This is a genomic window from Halanaerobium saccharolyticum, from assembly GCF_003053565.1.
GTDB classification, from domain to species: domain Bacteria; phylum Bacillota; class Halanaerobiia; order Halanaerobiales; family Halanaerobiaceae; genus Halanaerobium; species Halanaerobium saccharolyticum_B.
Genome location: NZ_QAXS01000024.1, coordinates 1 through 16,394 on the forward strand (window position 1 = coordinate 1; position 16,394 = coordinate 16,394).

A 16,394-nucleotide genomic window follows, 5' to 3' on the forward strand; every position below is an offset into this window, starting at 1 on the left:
TTTATCCTAACAGGAAATATATGTTAAATAATCTTACTGTTGTAGATCATGTCCTAAAATATATGATCTACTGCTGAATTTTATGTCTTGTAACAAAATTTGTCTATATCAATGGTTCCAGCAAGCGGAAACAAGAACAAGTTAAAATTCTAGATGCATTATAAAAAATGTAATTATATTTATTTAGCCCAATTTTCAAGAGAAAGATCTGTAATTCTTTTAAATTCTTTTGTATTATTTGTAACTAAAATCAAGTTTTCTGCTATAGCATGAGCACCTATCATTAAATCATAAGCTCCTATAATCCTGCCTTGATTTTCTAGATCTGCTCTAATACTTCCATATTTTATAGCTGCATTCTGTTCAAAAGGTAATATTTCAATTGGACCAAGAAAACTTGCTAAAGCTGTTTGGTTTTTGTCTTTATATTGACTTTTTTCAACACCATATTGTAATTCAGCAAATGTAATCATAGAAATACAAATATCACCAATATTACAAGTTTGAAATTTATCAAGAACTTTTTTTGGTTTTTCTTTAATTATATAAATACATATATTAGTGTCAAGCATATATTTCATAATTATAGTTCCTCTCGATTTTGTAGTTCGGGTTGATTTCTATTTTCTAAAAAATCATCAGAAAAACTATCTAAGCTCTTAGTAAGAGTTTCCCATTTGCTGTCTTTTGGAATCAACATAACAAAATCACCAATTTTATTAACAAAAACTTCAGATTCATCATTAAAACGATATTTTTTAGGAAGACGAACCGCCTGGCTTCTACCATTTTTAAATATTTTTGCAACATCCATGATAACCATCTCCTTCCAGTTTGGTATATATTTAAGTATATATCATTGTGAAGCTATTTGTCAAGAAGACAATTATATTCCCCTTTAGAGTTTCTAAGAATCATAATATGTTATTTATTAAGACAGCATTTTTTATATTTTTTACCACTGCCGCAGGGACAGGGATCATTGCGACCCACCTTATTTTTGCTAACAATCTGCCCTGATGCCAGCTCTTTGTAATCAGAGTCCCTATTTACTTTTTTCTGCTTTTTAAATAGAGAAAGCTGCCTGTTGTTAAGCTGTTCACGACAGTTAGCAGCAATTTTATCCCATTCATTTTTAAAAGTATCATACATTCTGGGATACTGCTTTTGCAACCTTTTTACTGCCTGTAAATTTGCTGAATGTTCTTCTTTAAAGTTCTGCATGGCATATTTGTCTGGAAAATCTACAAAAGTTTCCGGATCCAGCTCTTCATAGGCCCAGTTAAAAAATAACCTGGTTCCCGTATAGAAAATATAGGGAGATAACTTAGGATCTGCAGTCATTCTATCAACTTCATTTAAAATCTTTTCTGTCAGCTGTAATTTCTTATATTCAAGCTCTAGATTGGGATCATCTTCAAATAACATAAGCAGTTCTGTAAAATATAATTGACCCTTAATATCACCATGTTCTTCTGCTTCAAAGTAATTTTCATCAAGAACATAAATAATATAATCTCTTAATTCCTGATCTGCATTTATCTTTTCTATAAAAGACTCTGTTAAAGCAATCAGGCTGTCTTTTTTCTCCCCTTTTTCGTATTTATTTATCAGAGCAATTGCTGTTAAAAAATGTCGGATATTATCTTCATCAGGCTCCGAAAAAGTTTTTAATTCATTTGATAAAATATTCCAGATTTTATTAAACTTTCTCTGCTGATCATAAACACCGAGATAGACATCTGTCATTTCTGATTTTTTATCTGGAAATTTTTTCTCCATTTCTTTTAGAACTCTATGAGCATATTTGGTGTATTGTTCTGATTCCAGAAGCAGAACAATTTTATTCAACAGCAGTAAATACTCCTGCTTTTTAGGAAAAAGTTCTTCCAGCTGTTCAAAAATATCATTAAAAAGATTTATATCTCCTTTTATTACAGCAAGTTCTGCCTTGAATCTTAAAATATATAAATTATCAGCAGCAAGTTCCGCTGCTTTGTTTAAAAGAAATTCTGCCTCTTCAATCTTCCCCCACTCCATATAATCTAATGCTTCCTGCAAAAATTTTGAGGCCTTACCCTGATATTTAGTTTCTAAATCATAGCCACTTCTTTTAAAAGGATCTTTTAGAGTATCATAGGCCTCTCTAATCACTTTAAACTCTTCCGGATTTTCTTCTGGTGGAAATTCTCGAACCTTTTCCAGATATCTCTGCTTAATTAATTTCTCCCCCGCATTAGAATTTGTACCCAGAATACGGTAGAGATTTGAACTCTTAAATACACTATTTTTTAATTTCATAAAAGATTATTCCTCCATTTCTAAATCCAGAATTTCTTCGAAAACTTCTTCCAGAACCTGCCGCAATTTATCCTCATCTCCGCTCTCAAGAGTCTGATCAAGTCTTTTAATCATAGACTTAAATTCTGAGCGGCTGATATTCTCATTTTCTACAAATAATTCTCCGACCCGCTCTTTTAAATTTTCTGCTTCTAAAGCCAGTCCTTTAAAATCCTCACCCTCTGCTGCAAAATCATCAAGTTCTGACTCTTCAATATCTTCAGACAGATCCGGGTTATATTCAATTTTTTGCAGGTTGTTTTCGACATTCCCTGCCATCCCTGCAATCTCTTTCTGAAAGTTTTCCAACCGCTCCAGGCTTTCCTGATATGATTCTTCTGATTTTCGGTCAACTGCATCCTGGACAGTAAGCTGCATTTCTTTGTCTGTAGAAACTGATCTGGCAGTTACATCAAGGATTCCGTTAATATTATAATTTAAACTAACTGTAATTTTTTCTTCGCCGGCTCTTTTAGCAGGAATTCCAGCCAGAATAAATTCTCCCAGATAATGATTTTCTTCTACCCAGTCACCTTCACCCTGGTAAATTTTAATTTTAACCTGTTCCTGATTATCAAAAGTTGTAGTAAATACTTTTGTTTTACTGGTTGGAATCGTTGTATTTCTTTCAATAATACTTTCAAAACCGCCCGGTTTAAAGCCCAGAACACCCTGGTCTTTAAGCACCTCTATCCCCAGAGAATAGGGAGCAACATCTGTAACTATCATCCCACTATCAGAAAACAGACCTGCTTTTATACCTGCCTGAACAGCTGCTCCTTTTGCCACCGCCTGATCGGGATCTATCTCACTATGGGGTTCCTGATCAAAAAAGTCGTGCAAAAGTTCTCTGACCCTCGGAATTCGGGTTGAACCACCAACTAAAATCACCTGCTCAATCTCATCCGGAAGCAGTTCCGCATCTTCCAGTACATTCTTAACACTATTTAAAGTCTCCATAAGTAAATTATCAATTAAGTCGATAAATTCTTTTCTGCTTATTTCCATCTCAAAGGCAACCGGCTGGTTATTTTCTACCATCAGCGCCGGTATAGAAACTTGAACCTGTTTTTGGTCTGATAATTTTATTTTTGTTTTTTCCGCTTCTTCTTTTAGACGTGCACAGGCGCTGAGATCTTCTCTTGGATCCAGACCGCTTTCTTCTATAATTTTTTCAGCAAAATAATCCAGAAGCAGTCTGTCGAAATCGGAGCCACCCAGTTCTTTATTACCTGCCGAGGCTTTAACTTCCAGGATTCCGCCCATTAATTCCAGAACAGAGACATCAAAGGTCCCTCCCCCCAGATCATAGACCAGAAACTGGTGATCATCATCAAGTTTGTCGAGACCATAGGCCATAGCAGCTGCTGTTGGTTCATTAATTATTCTTTCAACTACAAAACCTGCAAGTTCACCAGCTTTTTTGGTAGCCTGACGCTGCTGGTCGGTAAAATAGGCAGGGACTGTAATCACTGCTTCTTTTTCTACTTCATCACCATAAATTTGATCAACATATTTTTTTAGTTCCTTTAATATTAAGGCTGATATCTCCTCCGGCAGCAGCTTTTGATCTGCCAGCTCAATCATAACCTCTTCGCCCATTCTTCTTTTTACCTCTGCTGCTGTGCGCTCCGGCAGGGCCACCAGAGCTGATTTAGCATCATTACCTACAATAACCTCACCCTTCTGATCAATATAAACCACCGAAGGAAGCAGCGGACTGCTTTCTTTCATCAGAGTTATAACACTTGCTTCACCTTCAATAACAGCTGCCAGTGAAGAGTTAGTCGTACCCAGATCAATCCCTACCACCGGTCTAAAACGATCTTTAGTCATTATTTGGCCTCCTTATAGACAACTACCTGTGATTTGCGTAATATATTATCTTCCTGATCCTGATAACCTCGTTTGATAACTTCAACAATCTGATTATTATTATAATTTGAATCCTGCTGCTGCGAATATTCTGTTAGAGTTTCCGAATTTACAGTGGTTAAGGCTTCCGCCCGGCGGGGATCAAATTCTTTATCTATTAATTTCAACTGATAGATATCATTTTGCTCTAAAATCTTAAGCAGTCTCTGACTCCAGTTTTTCAGTAAATTACTCCAGCTGTTTTCATCACTATCCAGACCTCTTTTAAGCAGATCAAACTCATCAATGAGCTCAATTATTTTTTTGCTGCTGTTTTCGATATTTAAGCTGTAACTATCAACTCTACTTTTTAATTCAGAGATTAATTCCTGATCAAGGCTCTGTTGATTAACCAGCTGTGAAAGCTCATCAACTTTTTTGAAAAGATCCTGATTCTGTTTATACTGCAGGCGGTTCATTTTTTTCTCTGACTTATCTAAATCATTAATTTTTTCTTCCATGGAATTTACTTTTTCAGTTAATTTCTCTATTTTCTCTAAAAGTTTTTTTTGGTCATCATTCTGCCAGAATTTCCAATTCATATCTCAGCCTCCAAGACTCATAATTATAGTTCCTCTCGATTTTGTATTTTATATTTTTCTTTGAGCTCTTTTGGAATGGTAAAAACGTAGTTGTCACCAACTTTTCTTAGTTTTACAGTTTTCATAGTCGATCATCTCATCTATATTATAGCATTTATATTTTTTGAAAGCCAGGTAAAAAAGCTTAAATTTTGTCGTTGATTACACTTACGTGTCATGATATAATTATATACGTGAAGAGGTGATATTAATGAAAAAGAAACTCACTTTAAGTATTAATGACGATCTTATAGATTTTGCTCATGATTTTTCAAAAGAAACCAATCAGTCTATTTCCCATATTGTAGAAGAATATTTAGCTGAATTAAAAAAGCAGCAGGAAAAAGGGACTAAAGAACAGAAATTAAATAAAAGAATAGAAAAACTATATGGCGCTTTTGAAAACGAACCTATTCCGGATAAAAAGGATTTGAGGAGAGCTTTTCATGAAAAAAATTACAATTGATATTAATGTTCTCCTGGATTTTTTAAACAAAAGAAATAAACATCAACAGGCTGCTCAAATAATTGAATTATGCAGTGCAAATAAGATTCAGGGATATTTATTTGCCCATGAAATTACGACATTAGCTTATTTTTTAATGAAATATCATAATGACTCTCAAAAGGTAAGATTAGTATTGAATGAGTTTTTGGATATGTTTAATATAATCCCGATAACTGAAACAATATTAAGAAAAGCTTTCAATTCAAAAATAAGTGATTTTGAAGATGCGGTCATAGAAGTTAGCTCATTTGAAAATGAAATTGACTATATTGTTACCAGAAATTTAAATGATTTTAAGAAAAGCAGTGTAAAATCATTAAGCCCGACTGAGTTTTTAGCTATTCTTTCAAAGGAAAACTAGGGATTTCAGATATCTAAGGAGGACCTTAATTATGTTTGATACTATTGATCAGAAAAAGAGAAAAATGGATGAAAAGAGCCCACTACCAAAAAACACTTTAAAAAGCTTAAGAGAAAAACTCCTTTTGGAATGGACATATAATTCAAATGCAATTGAAGGTAACACTTTAACCTTATCAGAAACAAAAGTAGTGCTGGAGGATGGTATAACTATAGGTGGAAAAACATTAAAAGAACATTTGGAAGTTGTAAATCATAAAGAAGCTATTAATTATATGGAAGATATAATCAATAAAGAAGAGAAACTTTCAGAAAGACAAATAAAAAATATACACTATTTAATACTTAAAGGAATAGATGATGAAAACGCAGGGAAATATAGAAGTGATAAAGTAGTAATAAGTGGCGCTGAACATATACCTCCTGCACCTGTTTTATTCATGATCAAATGGAAGAACTAATTAACTGGTATTATGATAAAGGCTCAACTCTTCATACTATAGAAAGAGCTGCCAGATTACACACTGATTTTGTTAAAATACATCCATTTATTGATGGAAACGGTAGAACAGCCAGGATATTATTGAATTTTGAGTTAATAAAAGCTGGTTATCCAATTATCATTATCAGAAACGAAGATAGAGTTAAATATTATGAAAGCTTAGATAAAGCACATACTACTGATAACTATAGTGACTTTATTGACTTAGTATCTGCATCTTTAAATAGGAGTTTAGACATCTATTTAGATATAATTAATTAAATAAAGATATTTACCGGCTCCAGGTGCTCCACCTTTAAATCCGGATCCCAGTGCAGAAGCAGACTCTCCTCTTTATTAATCCTGGCCAGCTCTTCTTCTGCAGTAAATACTTCAAAATCCACATTATTTTCCCTTAAGACTAAAGAAACCAGATCAAGGATCTCATCTTCCTGTTCATCACTGTAGAGATAAAGATCTTTATCCTCTTTTTCAGCCCGAGCTGCCAATTTAAGCACCTCAGCCTCAATTTCTTTAATTGCCTGATAAGATTTTTTAACATATGTAATAGTCTTTTTAGTTTTTTCTTTAATACCAGCCGGGGTTAAGATGTATTTAATATTCCGGGAATTAAGCCTTTCAATTTTAATCAGACCCTTTTTAGCACACTTTTTAAGCAGGGTATTAACCAGACCTAAAGAAATACCGGCCTCTTTTGCTATTTCCCGCTGGGAAGGACTATCTTTGCTGTTTAATATATTTAAAATGTCTGTTATTTTTTCTTCCATATTAACGACTCCTGATCTCTAATAACTTCTTTTTTGAAATCTTCTTTTTTTGCAAATTTTTTTAACCCACTATAAGTGACAATATCAACTGACAAACCCAGAGCTTCTTCAATATCCAATTTTACAGCGGTCAGTTCAAATAAATTATTTTGAGAAAGTTCTACGATTAAATCAAGATCACTTTTACCATTAACAGCTTCACCGCGAGCATAGGAACCAAATATTCCAGCTCTTTTAATATTGTGTTTATTTAATATGTCTTTGAGCTTTTCTTTCTCATCCTGTGAAAGATTCATAATTGACATCTCCTTATAGTGAAAAATTAAATCTGATTATATTATATCACCTAAGTTTAAGATTATAAATATAAAAATTGAATTTAAACAAACTTGACCAATAATTATCATCAATATATGATAAACATAAAGATGTCTTAGATACTTTGGCTAATCAATAACTGGAGGTAAACCAATGCAGGATTTAGTAACTAGTCAGGCTCATTTTAAATCAATTATAGAAAGCAATTCTCTATATATAGACAAAACAGAATTCGTCTACAAAATCGCAAGCAGTAAAGAAAAGTTTTTTCTACTCAACCGTCCCCGGCGTTTTGGTAAGTCCTTATTTGTTAACACTCTAAAAAGTTTTTATCAGGGAGAAAAGGAGCTTTTTGCCGGCTTAGATGTCTATAATCAGGACTGGCAGTGGAAAGAATATCCGGTTATTCACCTTGATTATTGTGCGGTTGTTGCTGAAAGCACAGAAAGCCTTGATAAATCAATGGGCTATGCCCTGGAAAGTGTAGCAAGAGAATATGATCTGCAACTTGAAACCGATACAGCTCCCAGGATGTTAAAAAATTTAATCCTAAAATTATATCAAAAATTTGATAAAAAAGTTGTGATTCTAATTGATGAATATGATAAGCCCGTATTTGCAAGCCTTATCGACTCTTACAGTTATAAGTTTGATTTTGAAAAATATGAGAGGTTTCAAAAAGCACTTAAGTCATTTTATCAGATTTTAGAAGAGCTTGCAGATCATCTGGAAAAAGTCTATCTGACAGGTATTATTAAATTTGGCAGTAGTTCAATTTTCCCGGAGTCAATTAACTTAGTTGAACTGGATCAGGATCCTGAATTTGCAGAGCTGCCCGGATTTACGAAAGCAGAATTAGATGAGTATTTAACTCCTTATTTTTCCAAACTCAAAGCCAAATATGAACTTACAACAAGAGAAGCAAAAAAAGCTTTTAAAGAGCATTACCTTGGTTACCGCTTTACGGAAAAAGATATTAAGGTTTATAATCCTTTTGCAGCAGCAAGAGTTTTAGATTTTGGTTCTTTTGACAACCACTGGTTTAACAGCGGCTCACCTAGATTATTGTTCCATCTTATTCAGCGAGAAGATTTTAATATTACAAAATTCGAAGATTTAAAAGTGGAAAAAAGCAAACTGAATCCGACCAGCATCAAAGAGTTAACACTTATTCCTTTTATGTATCAGACCGGATATTTAACGATTAAGGAAATTTCAGCTGAGGGGTTAGTTAAATTGGATTTTCCCAACTTTGAGGTGGAAAGCAATTTTTTAATTAATCTGCTGGATTTTATGACAGACGACAAAATTAATCGTGTAGATATCTACTATTTAAGAAACTCTCTAGTTAAAAATGATGAGCAGCAGTTTAGAAAATATCTCAATTCAATAATTGATGATCTAAAAAAAGTAGCAATTAATCAGTCAGAGTCAGTTAAAGAATTCTACCAGCAAATTTTCTATTTAATTGCAAAAGCTCTAAGCAGTCTTTATCTAAAAATATCTTCTGAAGTATTAAATACTAAAGAAACAGTAGAATTCAAAGTGAAAACTGAGGATAATCATTTTCTGCTTTCCTTTCACTATGGGCAGAAGGAGGAAATATTTGGGCAGCTTAAAGCAGAATCTGAAACTGAAAAAGACTCTACTTATATTTCAATGAGTTTTGATCTTCAAAAAAGAGAATTGGTTGAGGTTGAGATTAAAAATTAATTCTTTAATTTCTCCCAGAAGCCGACTACTTTGTAGCCAAAAAATTCAGGGTAGATTCTTTCCTCAATCACAGCATCATTAATCTTTTTAATATCCTGATAGTCGTCTGCTTCCAGCAGCTCTTTGACCTCCGCTCTATAGTTGGAGAAAATATAAGCAAGAGCTGCCGAAGAATAGTTGGCCTCTAAAAAATCTTTAGTTGCTTCAGCCAGCAAAATGATCACTTCATCAGAAATTGTTTCGACAGTTTCTGCTTTAAAATATCTGTTAACCCTTTGTTCAGCTAAATCTTTATCTGAATCTAAAAATAAATTAACCAGAAGGCAGTATTTTGTCAGGTCATGCAGAACTTTATAGATCTCAGGGTATTTTCTGAGGATAAATCTATTATCCAATATCACATCTCCAATGTTAATATAGACTTTCTCATACAATTTTGTCAGCTCATAGTTTTGAACCTCCTGATTGTCCTGAGCAATCATTTGAGCTGCTGGAATATTTTTCTCACCTATAATTTCTATTTCTTTGTTCATCTCTTTTTCTAATTCTCGGCGCTCAAGATCAAAATCATCCCTATTATCAAAACTTTTAAAAAAGGCTTCATTGTTCTGATATCCGTAAATACATGGTGGATCATAAATTGTATCGTAAAAATCCTTAATCTGAAGTTCATTTTCTCTAACAAAATTAGCAGCATTTTTAATTAAAGCTATAAAGAAAAACTCAATGGTTTCAATCTCAAACTCTGATAATTCTGCTGGATTATCTTTAGTTTGATCATTAAAAAAATTGAAATTTAGACCACCTTTAACGTCATAAATTGAAAGCAGAAATACCTCATTTTTATATTCATCCACTTCTTTAGGCTTGAGTTCAAAATCAAAAATAAAACTATTTTTGTGATCACTACTTTTTTTTGCTGCTCCAAAAAAATATTCTAAGAATACCCTCATATCTGGCAGATCAACCAATCCATTTATTCTAAAATATTTATCAAAATCATGCATAGCAGTCCACTGACCAGAAACAGAATTAAAAAATTCTATATAATTACCATGACTGTATTTTGAACCTGCTCCTTCTCTCAATAATCTAAACTCATAGTTTCCCTGCCCATTTTTAATCTGAAAATTATCCTGCTGCTTAATAAAATCCTCTACTTCTGATTTTCTTAAATCCAGCAGACTGGAAATCTTATCGACTAACATTCCTTCCATAAAATAAAGTTTTTGGGATAGTGTTTTCTTTTCCATTTTGCCCCCCTTTAAGGTCTAAATAAAGACTATAGGTATTATTTGTTGTATATAAGTATTATATCATTTAAAATGAGATTAATAAATAAAAAACCGCCCCGGGAAAAGGGCGGTAAAAACAAGGAGAAAAGTATCTAGTACTTTAAATCTATGTTATAGCTGCTCTCTACAGCAGCTTCAAAAAGGGGATAAACTGTATTTCTTTTAGCTTAATTATATAATAGCAGCTCTGGATTAAAAATACTTTAAAAGAATATTAGAAGCAAATTAGAAATAACTTTTCCATGATCTCACCGCCCTGAATTGAAGGCTTTAATTATATCTCTCATCAATATAATTATATAATTTAGAATTTATTCTTGACCATACTCTATATCCTCTCTCAAATCTTCCATCGAATAATGTCGTTCAATTTTTCTTTCTCCTAACAGTTGATGAAATTCCCACTTACTCAATCCTGCTAGTTCTCTTGCTTTTCCAAAAGAAAGAATCTCCTGTTCGTATAAGCTCAAAGCTAGTTCTTTTAATAAGACATTTTTCTTCTCTTTATCTGGAATTTTCATTGCCAGATAAATATCATCTGGTATAGTCAAATTAAGATTCATAATTATTGCCTCCTCTTTTCAAATTCCATAATTAGCTAAATATATTATATCATTAAATCATTATGGAATGAAAAATAATTATACAACCGGTCTACAATTCTAATCCATATATTCCTTATACCACCTGAAAATAGCTTTTAAGTCACTTAAATTTTCTTTAATGATTCTCAGTAAAACCTCAGGATCTATCTCTATAGTATCAACTACAACTGAATCTCTAAATTCAGCAAGCTCAATATAATCATCTTCATTCTCCTTTATAATATTATCTTCAACCAAAATTTTAATAATTTGACTGTTATCACCTGGATTCTCCAGCCGCTCGCTACCAATAATATAACAGCCGATATCCAGCATAGTATCTACAGCCAAATACAATGTTCTTGTTAAATATCTGAAAATCAATTTATCTTTCATTATTTTTTCAGAATCTATTTCTCTATACTCATCCAGATTATTAATATATTCTTCCAGGTTCTCAAGCTTACTGCTAAGCATATCTGTATTTTCAGACAGCATAATTCACACCCTCTTTATTTAAAGCTGATTATGATCTAAATTTAACTGCTGATGAAAATATTATTTAAAAAAGTACCATTTTCTGTTTTATAAACATTAAAATCAGAATCAATGGAAATAATGTCTTTAATATCTTCTTTTTCTGCTACTGATAACAGCAAAGCATCAGCAAAATCAACAGGTAAATTATTATATTTTTTAGTTAAATCTATTACCCGCTTTAAAATACTTTGATCAAAGTTCAAAACTCTTAACCCACCTCGGTCCAGCCAGTTTAAAAAATCTAGCTGTACTTCTGTTGAAAAATTGAGCATATAAAGAGTTTCTGTTATTACAGGCAAGGTTGTATATAAATGGCAATTATATGACTTTAAAAATTCTAAAATTTGCTGATGATAAATATCATCTTTATCAAAAAGAGCAATCAATGGGCCAGCATCAACGAGAGTATTTTTCATGAATTTTATCACTCACTCTCTTCCTGTAGGTTGTTGAAAGGTCACCTTTATTACTTCCATGTTTACCAAATAGGTCTTTGCCCAGTTGATAGGAATCCTTTTTTTCCTCTTTTTCAGCAATGTATTTATTTAAGGCCTCTTTAACCAGATAAGTCTTGGTGACATTTTCAGACTCTGCTAATTGATTTAATTTTTTTTCTAATTCTTCTGGAAGTCTTACACTAATCATCCGCCCCACCTCCGTAATACTATTGTATTACATATTTACCTTTTTTACAATAACCCCTAAATATTTTATTTAGCTCAGCCAGATGAAATCTTTATTCTTTAAATCTAAAGCGAAAACTTTTCGATCGACTCATCCATAATATCCTGGGTAATCCCTATATAATCTAAGGTAATACTGGGTGAAGAATGATTAAATAGTTTCTGCAGCAGGGCCACATCCTTATTCTTTTTGTAGTGGTGATAACCAAAGGTCTTCCGGGTTGAATGACAGGCGATACTTTCCAGCCCTGCTTTGCGTCCTGCCTCACTGAAAATCCTGTAGGCCTGAAATCGGGTTAAGGGCTTATTCTTCCCAATCCGGCTCTGAAATAGATGTTCCTCTGCTTCCATTCCTTTAATGTAATCTTTAAGCTCCTGGCGCAGGTTGGTATTGATCAAAAAGCGCTTGTTTTTCGATGTCTTCTGCTCCCTGAGGACAATATGAGTTTTCCCCCGCACATCTTTAACCTTAAGCTTCAGCATATCGCTGATCCTTAAACCCGTATTAATCCCCAGCACAAAAAGAATATAGTTGCGGTAACTCTGCTCTCTCAGGATATTTTTCAGCTCGGCAATTTTAGCTTTATCTCTGATCGGCTCCACCTTATTCATCTGCTGCTCCTCTCTAAGTTTGTCTTTACTCAATTTTAAGTTGGCTTCAATTTATTATAACACTTTTTGCTTGTAATTTTAAGCATTATTTACAAAATTATCTAATTTAACTAAAAAATATAGCCACCTTTTGCTATCAGGCAGCTTATTTTATCAATCAACAAACTTATAGCCGATCCCCCAGACAGTCTGAATATACTCTCCGACCTCTGCACCGAGCTTATTGCGGATCGATTTAATGTGAGTATCCACAGTTCTGATTCCACCATAGTAGTCAAATTCCCAGACCAGCTCTAAGAGTTTTTCCCGGCTGAAAACAGTCTTTGGGGAAGATGCCAGCTGCCAGAGTAAATCAAACTCCTTCGGCGCCAGAGAAACTTCTTCTCCCTTAACCTCGACCAGCCTCTGCTCCTGGTTGATAATTAAACCGGGAAATTCTAACTGCTCCTTATTTTCTTCACTCTTTGTTCTGCGGAGCAGATTTTTTGTCCTGAGCACAACTTCCCGGGGACTGAAAGGTTTGGTCACATAGTCGTCTGCCCCGAGCTCCAGACCCTTAATCCGGTCATTTTCTCTATTTTTAGCACTCAAAATAATAATCGGAATCTGGTTGTGGGGCTTTAACTCCCTGCAGATATCGAGACCATTTTTTTCGGGCAGCATCAGGTCTAAAATAATTACATCAGGCTCTAAGTTATTTATTTTTTCCAGACCCTCTCTGCCGTCATGGGCAACAAAAACCTCAAACTCCTCGTAGTTAAAGTAATCGCGGAGAATCTTACAGATCTGCTGATCATCATCTATAATCAAAATCTTATTTTTTGCCATTAACTCCACCACCTCAGTTACTAATTTATCAAATCTATGTGATGAAAATATGATGAAAGTGAAAAATCAATTAATTTAAGCCTCTGCTGCGGGGATTGTAAAGCTGAAGGTTGAACCTTCTCCCTCGCTGCTTTCTAAAAAAACCTCTCCCCGATGCTCATTTACAATCTGCTTGACGATCGCCAGTCCCAGGCCGCTGCTGCGGTCACCGGGAGTTCTTGCTTTATCCACCTTATAAAATCTTTCCCAGATATTCTTCTGCTCTGCCGCCGGGATTCCAATCCCATTATCTGCAACTGAAAATCTAACCTGGCCGGCCTCTTTTTCGGCCTTTAGTTTAATCCTGCCCGTTTCTGCTGAATACTTAACACTGTTACTTAAGAGGTTGACTAAAACCTGCCTCAATTTTTCGCGATTTGCCCGGACTTTCAGCTCGGGCTCCACCTCAATTTTAAGACTCTGCTCATCTTTTTTGATATTCTTAAAGAAGACCCTTAAGTTTTCGAAAAAGTCTTTGACCGAAATCTCTTCCTTATTTAACTCAACCCCACCGGCATCGATTTCAGCCAGGGTTAAAGTCTCATCGATCAGGTGAGAAAGGCTGCTGCTCTCCCTTAAAATCATCTTTAGATATTCTCGCTTTTCAGCCGGATCCTCGATTATCCCGTCGAGTAGAATTTCGACCGAGCCTCTAATGGAAGAGAGGGGACTTTTAAGCTCATGGGAGACATTGGCTACAAACTCCCGCTGCAGTTTTTCAAAGCGGTAGCGCTCACTGATATCATGGAAGATTGCTACCCCACCCCAGAAGTTCCCGTCCTCCAGGTGAATTGCTGTAAAGTGGACCAGATAATACTGATTTGTATCTTCCTTACTTATAATCAGCTGCTCCTGGGCAGCTTCCTCTCTGCTGATGATCTGCTCAAAAACTTCAGTCACCTCAGGATACAGTTGAAGCTCACTGATCTTTTTAGCCTGAAGTTCTTCCTCAAAACCAAATAAGCTGGCTGCCGACTGGTTGGTCAGAATAATTCTGCCCGAGCTATTGACGGCGATTATCCCTTCCTCCATCCCGGATAAAACATGTTTCAGCTTATTTTTCTCCTCAGCCAGGCTCTTAATCGTCTGCTCCAGTTTTTCGGACATCAAATTGATACTTTCTGAAAGCAGCTTGATCTCCTTACTGGCTCCCTTTTCTTTGATCTCTACCTTTTTACCGTATTCACCCTGACTGATCCTGGCAGCGACCAGCCCCATATTGTGCAGCGGGTTGGCCAGCGAGCGGGAAAAGTAGTAGGAGACAAAGAGAATAAAGATCAAGGCAGTCAGGGAAATATAGATCATAATCCCTACTATATGTTCAATAATTGAATTAATCTCATCAATTGGGGTAAAGACCAGCAGGCCGGCAATAACTTCATCCTGATATTTAACCGGCATCCCCACAAAAAGCATTGTCAGCTCAAAGTCTGCGGTGTCCACCTCCCGGGAAATTGTATTCCCCGCAAAAATGGTCTCATAACCGGAAAAAGTTCGCTCTTCATCAAAGGAATAAGGGTAGCTGAATTCCAGGGTCCCTTCCTCGTTGATCAACCAGGCATGGCCGTCATTTAACTCACCGATAATGCTCAACCAGTTGACAATTTCCTGTTTGTTATCTGCAGCCTTCGAATCAGCCAGATAGTCGATTACAGCCTTACTGTTTTTATTGATCTGAGCCTCTTTCTGCTCCACAAAAAAGGTTTTAAAATAGGTGATTACCGAAAAACCAAAGATCAAAATCACAATCATCGTAATCACCAGAAATCTAAAAATAAGTTTAGTAAAAAATGTGTTTTTCTCAAAATTTAATTTCATATTAAATTCACCTTAAACCGGGTATAATTAGATCCTGACCCTGATAGATTAAATTTCTATTTTCAATTCCGTTCGCCTTCATAATTCCTTCAACAGTAGTCGAAAACTTTTGGGCAATTGAGTAGAGATAATCTCCCTGCTCGACCCGATAGATTAAATTTCCTCCTATTCTCCGCAGGGGAATGATCCGACCCATCTCAACTTTATCTATAATCTCTTCCTGCTGCAGATAATCAATTAAAATCTCATCCAGCCGGCCAGCATTTTCAACCTCTTCTGCCTCTTTAAACTCTTCAAAACCGTCTCCTCCAGCAGCCAGCGAATCATTGGTGCCAATTAAATAGTATTCTTCACCTCGAATGAGCTTTGAATTCACTTCAGCCCTTACAATATCATTTTCAAAATTTGAATTCCAGCCAAAAATAATTCTGCCTCCGCTCAGCTGAGGAAAAAAGCCGGCTGTCTCAGGATACTTAGAAACTGCATGCTGCAGACTTTTAAGCAGGGCTGAGCCCTTAATTTTTTTAACAATTACTTCATCTTTGGCCGGAATACTTTCCTTAACATCCCTGACACTGATTAAACCTTTATCAATTGACCTGCTGATAGTCCTGCTGTTGATAAATGCCAGCTCGGCATTAACTTCAGCTAAAATTGCATCGGTAATTAAATTTCCGAGATTACTCTCACTACTTCTAATCTGATCTTCGCTGCCGTTTAAAAAAACTACAGTACTGCCGACTATCATATCTTTTTCTAATTCACTCTTTTTTTCAATTTCATTTTTAAGCTCCATTATCTGCTCATCATCTTCTAAATTTATTGACTTGCCGTTTAACTCGATACTCGGGTCATCTTCTGCCAGAAGCAGTGGTGACCAAAAAATTAAAAAAACTGCCAAAAACAATGTCGCTCTCCGCATAACTATCAGTCCCCTTTTTTCACTCATTTCAATTATAATACTATATTATTTGCCCTCTTTAGTCAATTTG

General features: G+C 34.9%; 19 protein-coding genes and 1 pseudogene. 4 read left to right on the forward strand and 16 right to left on the reverse strand.

Annotated elements, in window-relative coordinates:
- Positions 1 to 179: 179 nt before the first annotated feature.
- The 5 genes from vapC to C8C76_RS09765 all read right to left on the reverse strand — a co-directional run bounded on the left by vapC (position 180) and on the right by C8C76_RS09765 (position 4,796).
- Positions 180 to 581 (reverse strand): type II toxin-antitoxin system tRNA(fMet)-specific endonuclease VapC, encoded by a 402-nt coding sequence (gene vapC, locus C8C76_RS09745; protein ID WP_108141141.1) that lies wholly within the window; start codon positions 579 to 581, stop codon positions 180 to 182.
- A 2-nt stretch (positions 582 to 583) separates the two neighbouring features.
- On the reverse strand, positions 584 to 814 hold the full coding sequence (vapB, locus tag C8C76_RS09750) for a type II toxin-antitoxin system antitoxin VapB (RefSeq protein WP_073161052.1): 231 nt from the start codon (positions 812 to 814) through the stop codon (positions 584 to 586).
- 110 nt (positions 815 to 924) lie between these two features.
- Positions 925 to 2,301 carry a J domain-containing protein gene (locus C8C76_RS09755; RefSeq protein ID WP_108141143.1) on the reverse strand — a complete coding sequence of 459 codons (1,377 nt, stop codon included), beginning with the start codon at positions 2,299 to 2,301 and terminating at the stop codon, positions 925 to 927.
- A 6-nt stretch (positions 2,302 to 2,307) separates the two neighbouring features.
- Entirely contained in the window at positions 2,308 to 4,176 is a 1,869-nt protein-coding gene (locus C8C76_RS09760) for an Hsp70 family protein (protein ID WP_108141145.1), read from the reverse strand.
- Positions 4,176 to 4,796, reverse strand: coding sequence for a nucleotide exchange factor GrpE (locus C8C76_RS09765; RefSeq protein ID WP_108141148.1), 621 nt, complete (start codon positions 4,794 to 4,796; stop codon positions 4,176 to 4,178). Before C8C76_RS09765 ends, C8C76_RS09760 begins: the two co-directional genes overlap by 1 nt.
- Positions 4,797 to 5,046: 250 nt before the next feature.
- Between C8C76_RS09765 and C8C76_RS09775 the strand changes: the two genes are divergently transcribed.
- The 3 genes and pseudogenes from C8C76_RS09775 to C8C76_RS15510 all read left to right on the forward strand — a co-directional run bounded on the left by C8C76_RS09775 (position 5,047) and on the right by C8C76_RS15510 (position 6,466).
- Positions 5,047 to 5,301 (forward strand): DUF6364 family protein, encoded by a 255-nt coding sequence (locus tag C8C76_RS09775; RefSeq protein ID WP_108141150.1) that lies wholly within the window; start codon positions 5,047 to 5,049, stop codon positions 5,299 to 5,301.
- Positions 5,282 to 5,704, forward strand: coding sequence for a type II toxin-antitoxin system VapC family toxin (locus C8C76_RS09780; protein ID WP_108141152.1), 423 nt, complete (start codon positions 5,282 to 5,284; stop codon positions 5,702 to 5,704). Before C8C76_RS09775 ends, C8C76_RS09780 begins: the two co-directional genes overlap by 20 nt.
- Before the next feature lie 31 nt (positions 5,705 to 5,735).
- Positions 5,736 to 6,466, forward strand: a pseudogene (locus C8C76_RS15510) (Fic family protein).
- On the opposite strand, the gene C8C76_RS09790 reads toward C8C76_RS15510, so the two are convergent.
- Both C8C76_RS09790 and C8C76_RS09795 read right to left on the reverse strand, forming a co-directional pair.
- Positions 6,463 to 6,972, reverse strand: coding sequence for a winged helix-turn-helix transcriptional regulator (locus C8C76_RS09790; protein ID WP_108141154.1), 510 nt, complete (start codon positions 6,970 to 6,972; stop codon positions 6,463 to 6,465). The pseudogene C8C76_RS15510 and the gene C8C76_RS09790 sit on opposite strands and share 4 nt — an antisense overlap.
- A complete protein-coding gene (locus tag C8C76_RS09795; RefSeq protein ID WP_166637168.1) occupies positions 6,957 to 7,268 on the reverse strand; it encodes a nucleotidyltransferase family protein in 312 nt (103 codons plus the stop codon). The genes C8C76_RS09790 and C8C76_RS09795 overlap by 16 nt, the downstream gene beginning before the upstream one ends.
- Positions 7,269 to 7,443: 175 nt before the next feature.
- Here C8C76_RS09795 and C8C76_RS09800 point away from each other — a divergent pair, with 175 nt between their 5' ends.
- Positions 7,444 to 9,003, forward strand: a complete 1,560-nt coding sequence (locus tag C8C76_RS09800; protein ID WP_108141158.1) for an AAA family ATPase — start codon at positions 7,444 to 7,446, stop codon at positions 9,001 to 9,003.
- On the opposite strand, the gene C8C76_RS09805 is transcribed toward C8C76_RS09800, so the two are convergent.
- From C8C76_RS09805 to C8C76_RS09845, 9 genes are all read right to left on the reverse strand, one after another.
- Positions 9,000 to 10,256: a hypothetical protein gene (locus tag C8C76_RS09805; RefSeq protein ID WP_108141160.1), complete on the reverse strand. Its 1,257-nt coding sequence runs from the start codon at positions 10,254 to 10,256 to the stop codon at positions 9,000 to 9,002. The two genes, C8C76_RS09800 and C8C76_RS09805, sit on opposite strands and share 4 nt — an antisense overlap.
- Positions 10,257 to 10,609: 353 nt before the next feature.
- The gene (locus C8C76_RS09810) at positions 10,610 to 10,861 is read right to left on the reverse strand and encodes a UPF0175 family protein (protein ID WP_108141162.1); all 252 of its coding nucleotides are present in this window, start codon (positions 10,859 to 10,861) and stop codon (positions 10,610 to 10,612) included.
- 99 nt (positions 10,862 to 10,960) lie between these two features.
- Positions 10,961 to 11,380 carry a type VII toxin-antitoxin system HepT family RNase toxin gene (gene hepT, locus C8C76_RS09815; RefSeq protein WP_108141164.1) on the reverse strand — a complete coding sequence of 140 codons (420 nt, stop codon included), beginning with the start codon at positions 11,378 to 11,380 and terminating at the stop codon, positions 10,961 to 10,963.
- A 41-nt stretch (positions 11,381 to 11,421) separates the two neighbouring features.
- Positions 11,422 to 11,850, reverse strand: coding sequence for a type II toxin-antitoxin system VapC family toxin (locus tag C8C76_RS09820; protein ID WP_258222472.1), 429 nt, complete (start codon positions 11,848 to 11,850; stop codon positions 11,422 to 11,424).
- The gene (locus C8C76_RS09825; protein WP_108141168.1) at positions 11,819 to 12,067 is read right to left on the reverse strand and encodes a ribbon-helix-helix protein, CopG family; all 249 of its coding nucleotides are present in this window, start codon (positions 12,065 to 12,067) and stop codon (positions 11,819 to 11,821) included. Before C8C76_RS09825 ends, C8C76_RS09820 begins: the two co-directional genes overlap by 32 nt.
- 104 nt (positions 12,068 to 12,171) lie before the next feature.
- Complete coding sequence (locus C8C76_RS09830) at positions 12,172 to 12,717, reverse strand: site-specific integrase (RefSeq protein WP_108141170.1); 546 nt, start codon at positions 12,715 to 12,717, stop codon at positions 12,172 to 12,174.
- Positions 12,718 to 12,870: 153 nt separating this feature from the next.
- Positions 12,871 to 13,545, reverse strand: a complete 675-nt coding sequence (locus C8C76_RS09835; RefSeq protein WP_108141172.1) for a response regulator transcription factor — start codon at positions 13,543 to 13,545, stop codon at positions 12,871 to 12,873.
- Positions 13,546 to 13,620: 75 nt separating this feature from the next.
- Positions 13,621 to 15,402, reverse strand: coding sequence for a sensor histidine kinase (locus C8C76_RS09840; RefSeq protein WP_108141173.1), 1,782 nt, complete (start codon positions 15,400 to 15,402; stop codon positions 13,621 to 13,623).
- A gap of 7 nt (positions 15,403 to 15,409) precedes the next feature.
- Positions 15,410 to 16,324, reverse strand: coding sequence for a 5'-nucleotidase C-terminal domain-containing protein (locus C8C76_RS09845; RefSeq protein ID WP_181248189.1), 915 nt, complete (start codon positions 16,322 to 16,324; stop codon positions 15,410 to 15,412).
- Positions 16,325 to 16,394: the final 70 nt, after the last annotated feature.

What these genes read in the sequence shown, in the direction of transcription:
- vapC (WP_108141141.1), bottom strand. Translation starts at nt 581, where the DNA reads ATGAAATATATGCTTGACACTAATATATGTATTTATATAATTAAAGAA.
- vapB (WP_073161052.1), bottom strand. Translation starts at nt 814, where the DNA reads ATGGATGTTGCAAAAATATTTAAAAATGGTAGAAGCCAGGCGGTTCGT.
- C8C76_RS09755 (WP_108141143.1), bottom strand. Translation starts at nt 2,301, where the DNA reads ATGAAATTAAAAAATAGTGTATTTAAGAGTTCAAATCTCTACCGTATT.
- C8C76_RS09760 (WP_108141145.1), bottom strand. Translation starts at nt 4,176, where the DNA reads ATGACTAAAGATCGTTTTAGACCGGTGGTAGGGATTGATCTGGGTACG.
- C8C76_RS09765 (WP_108141148.1), bottom strand. Translation starts at nt 4,796, where the DNA reads ATGAATTGGAAATTCTGGCAGAATGATGACCAAAAAAAACTTTTAGAG.
- C8C76_RS09775 (WP_108141150.1), top strand. Translation starts at nt 5,047, where the DNA reads ATGAAAAAGAAACTCACTTTAAGTATTAATGACGATCTTATAGATTTT.
- C8C76_RS09780 (WP_108141152.1), top strand. Translation starts at nt 5,282, where the DNA reads ATGAAAAAAATTACAATTGATATTAATGTTCTCCTGGATTTTTTAAAC.
- C8C76_RS09790 (WP_108141154.1), bottom strand. Translation starts at nt 6,972, where the DNA reads ATGGAAGAAAAAATAACAGACATTTTAAATATATTAAACAGCAAAGAT.
- C8C76_RS09795 (WP_166637168.1), bottom strand. Translation starts at nt 7,268, where the DNA reads ATGAATCTTTCACAGGATGAGAAAGAAAAGCTCAAAGACATATTAAAT.
- C8C76_RS09800 (WP_108141158.1), top strand. Translation starts at nt 7,444, where the DNA reads ATGCAGGATTTAGTAACTAGTCAGGCTCATTTTAAATCAATTATAGAA.
- C8C76_RS09805 (WP_108141160.1), bottom strand. Translation starts at nt 10,256, where the DNA reads ATGGAAAAGAAAACACTATCCCAAAAACTTTATTTTATGGAAGGAATG.
- C8C76_RS09810 (WP_108141162.1), bottom strand. Translation starts at nt 10,861, where the DNA reads ATGAATCTTAATTTGACTATACCAGATGATATTTATCTGGCAATGAAA.
- hepT (WP_108141164.1), bottom strand. Translation starts at nt 11,380, where the DNA reads ATGCTGTCTGAAAATACAGATATGCTTAGCAGTAAGCTTGAGAACCTG.
- C8C76_RS09825 (WP_108141168.1), bottom strand. Translation starts at nt 12,067, where the DNA reads ATGATTAGTGTAAGACTTCCAGAAGAATTAGAAAAAAAATTAAATCAA.
- C8C76_RS09830 (WP_108141170.1), bottom strand. Translation starts at nt 12,717, where the DNA reads ATGAATAAGGTGGAGCCGATCAGAGATAAAGCTAAAATTGCCGAGCTG.
- C8C76_RS09835 (WP_108141172.1), bottom strand. Translation starts at nt 13,545, where the DNA reads ATGGCAAAAAATAAGATTTTGATTATAGATGATGATCAGCAGATCTGT.
- C8C76_RS09840 (WP_108141173.1), bottom strand. Translation starts at nt 15,402, where the DNA reads ATGAAATTAAATTTTGAGAAAAACACATTTTTTACTAAACTTATTTTT.
- C8C76_RS09845 (WP_181248189.1), bottom strand. Translation starts at nt 16,324, where the DNA reads ATGCGGAGAGCGACATTGTTTTTGGCAGTTTTTTTAATTTTTTGGTCA.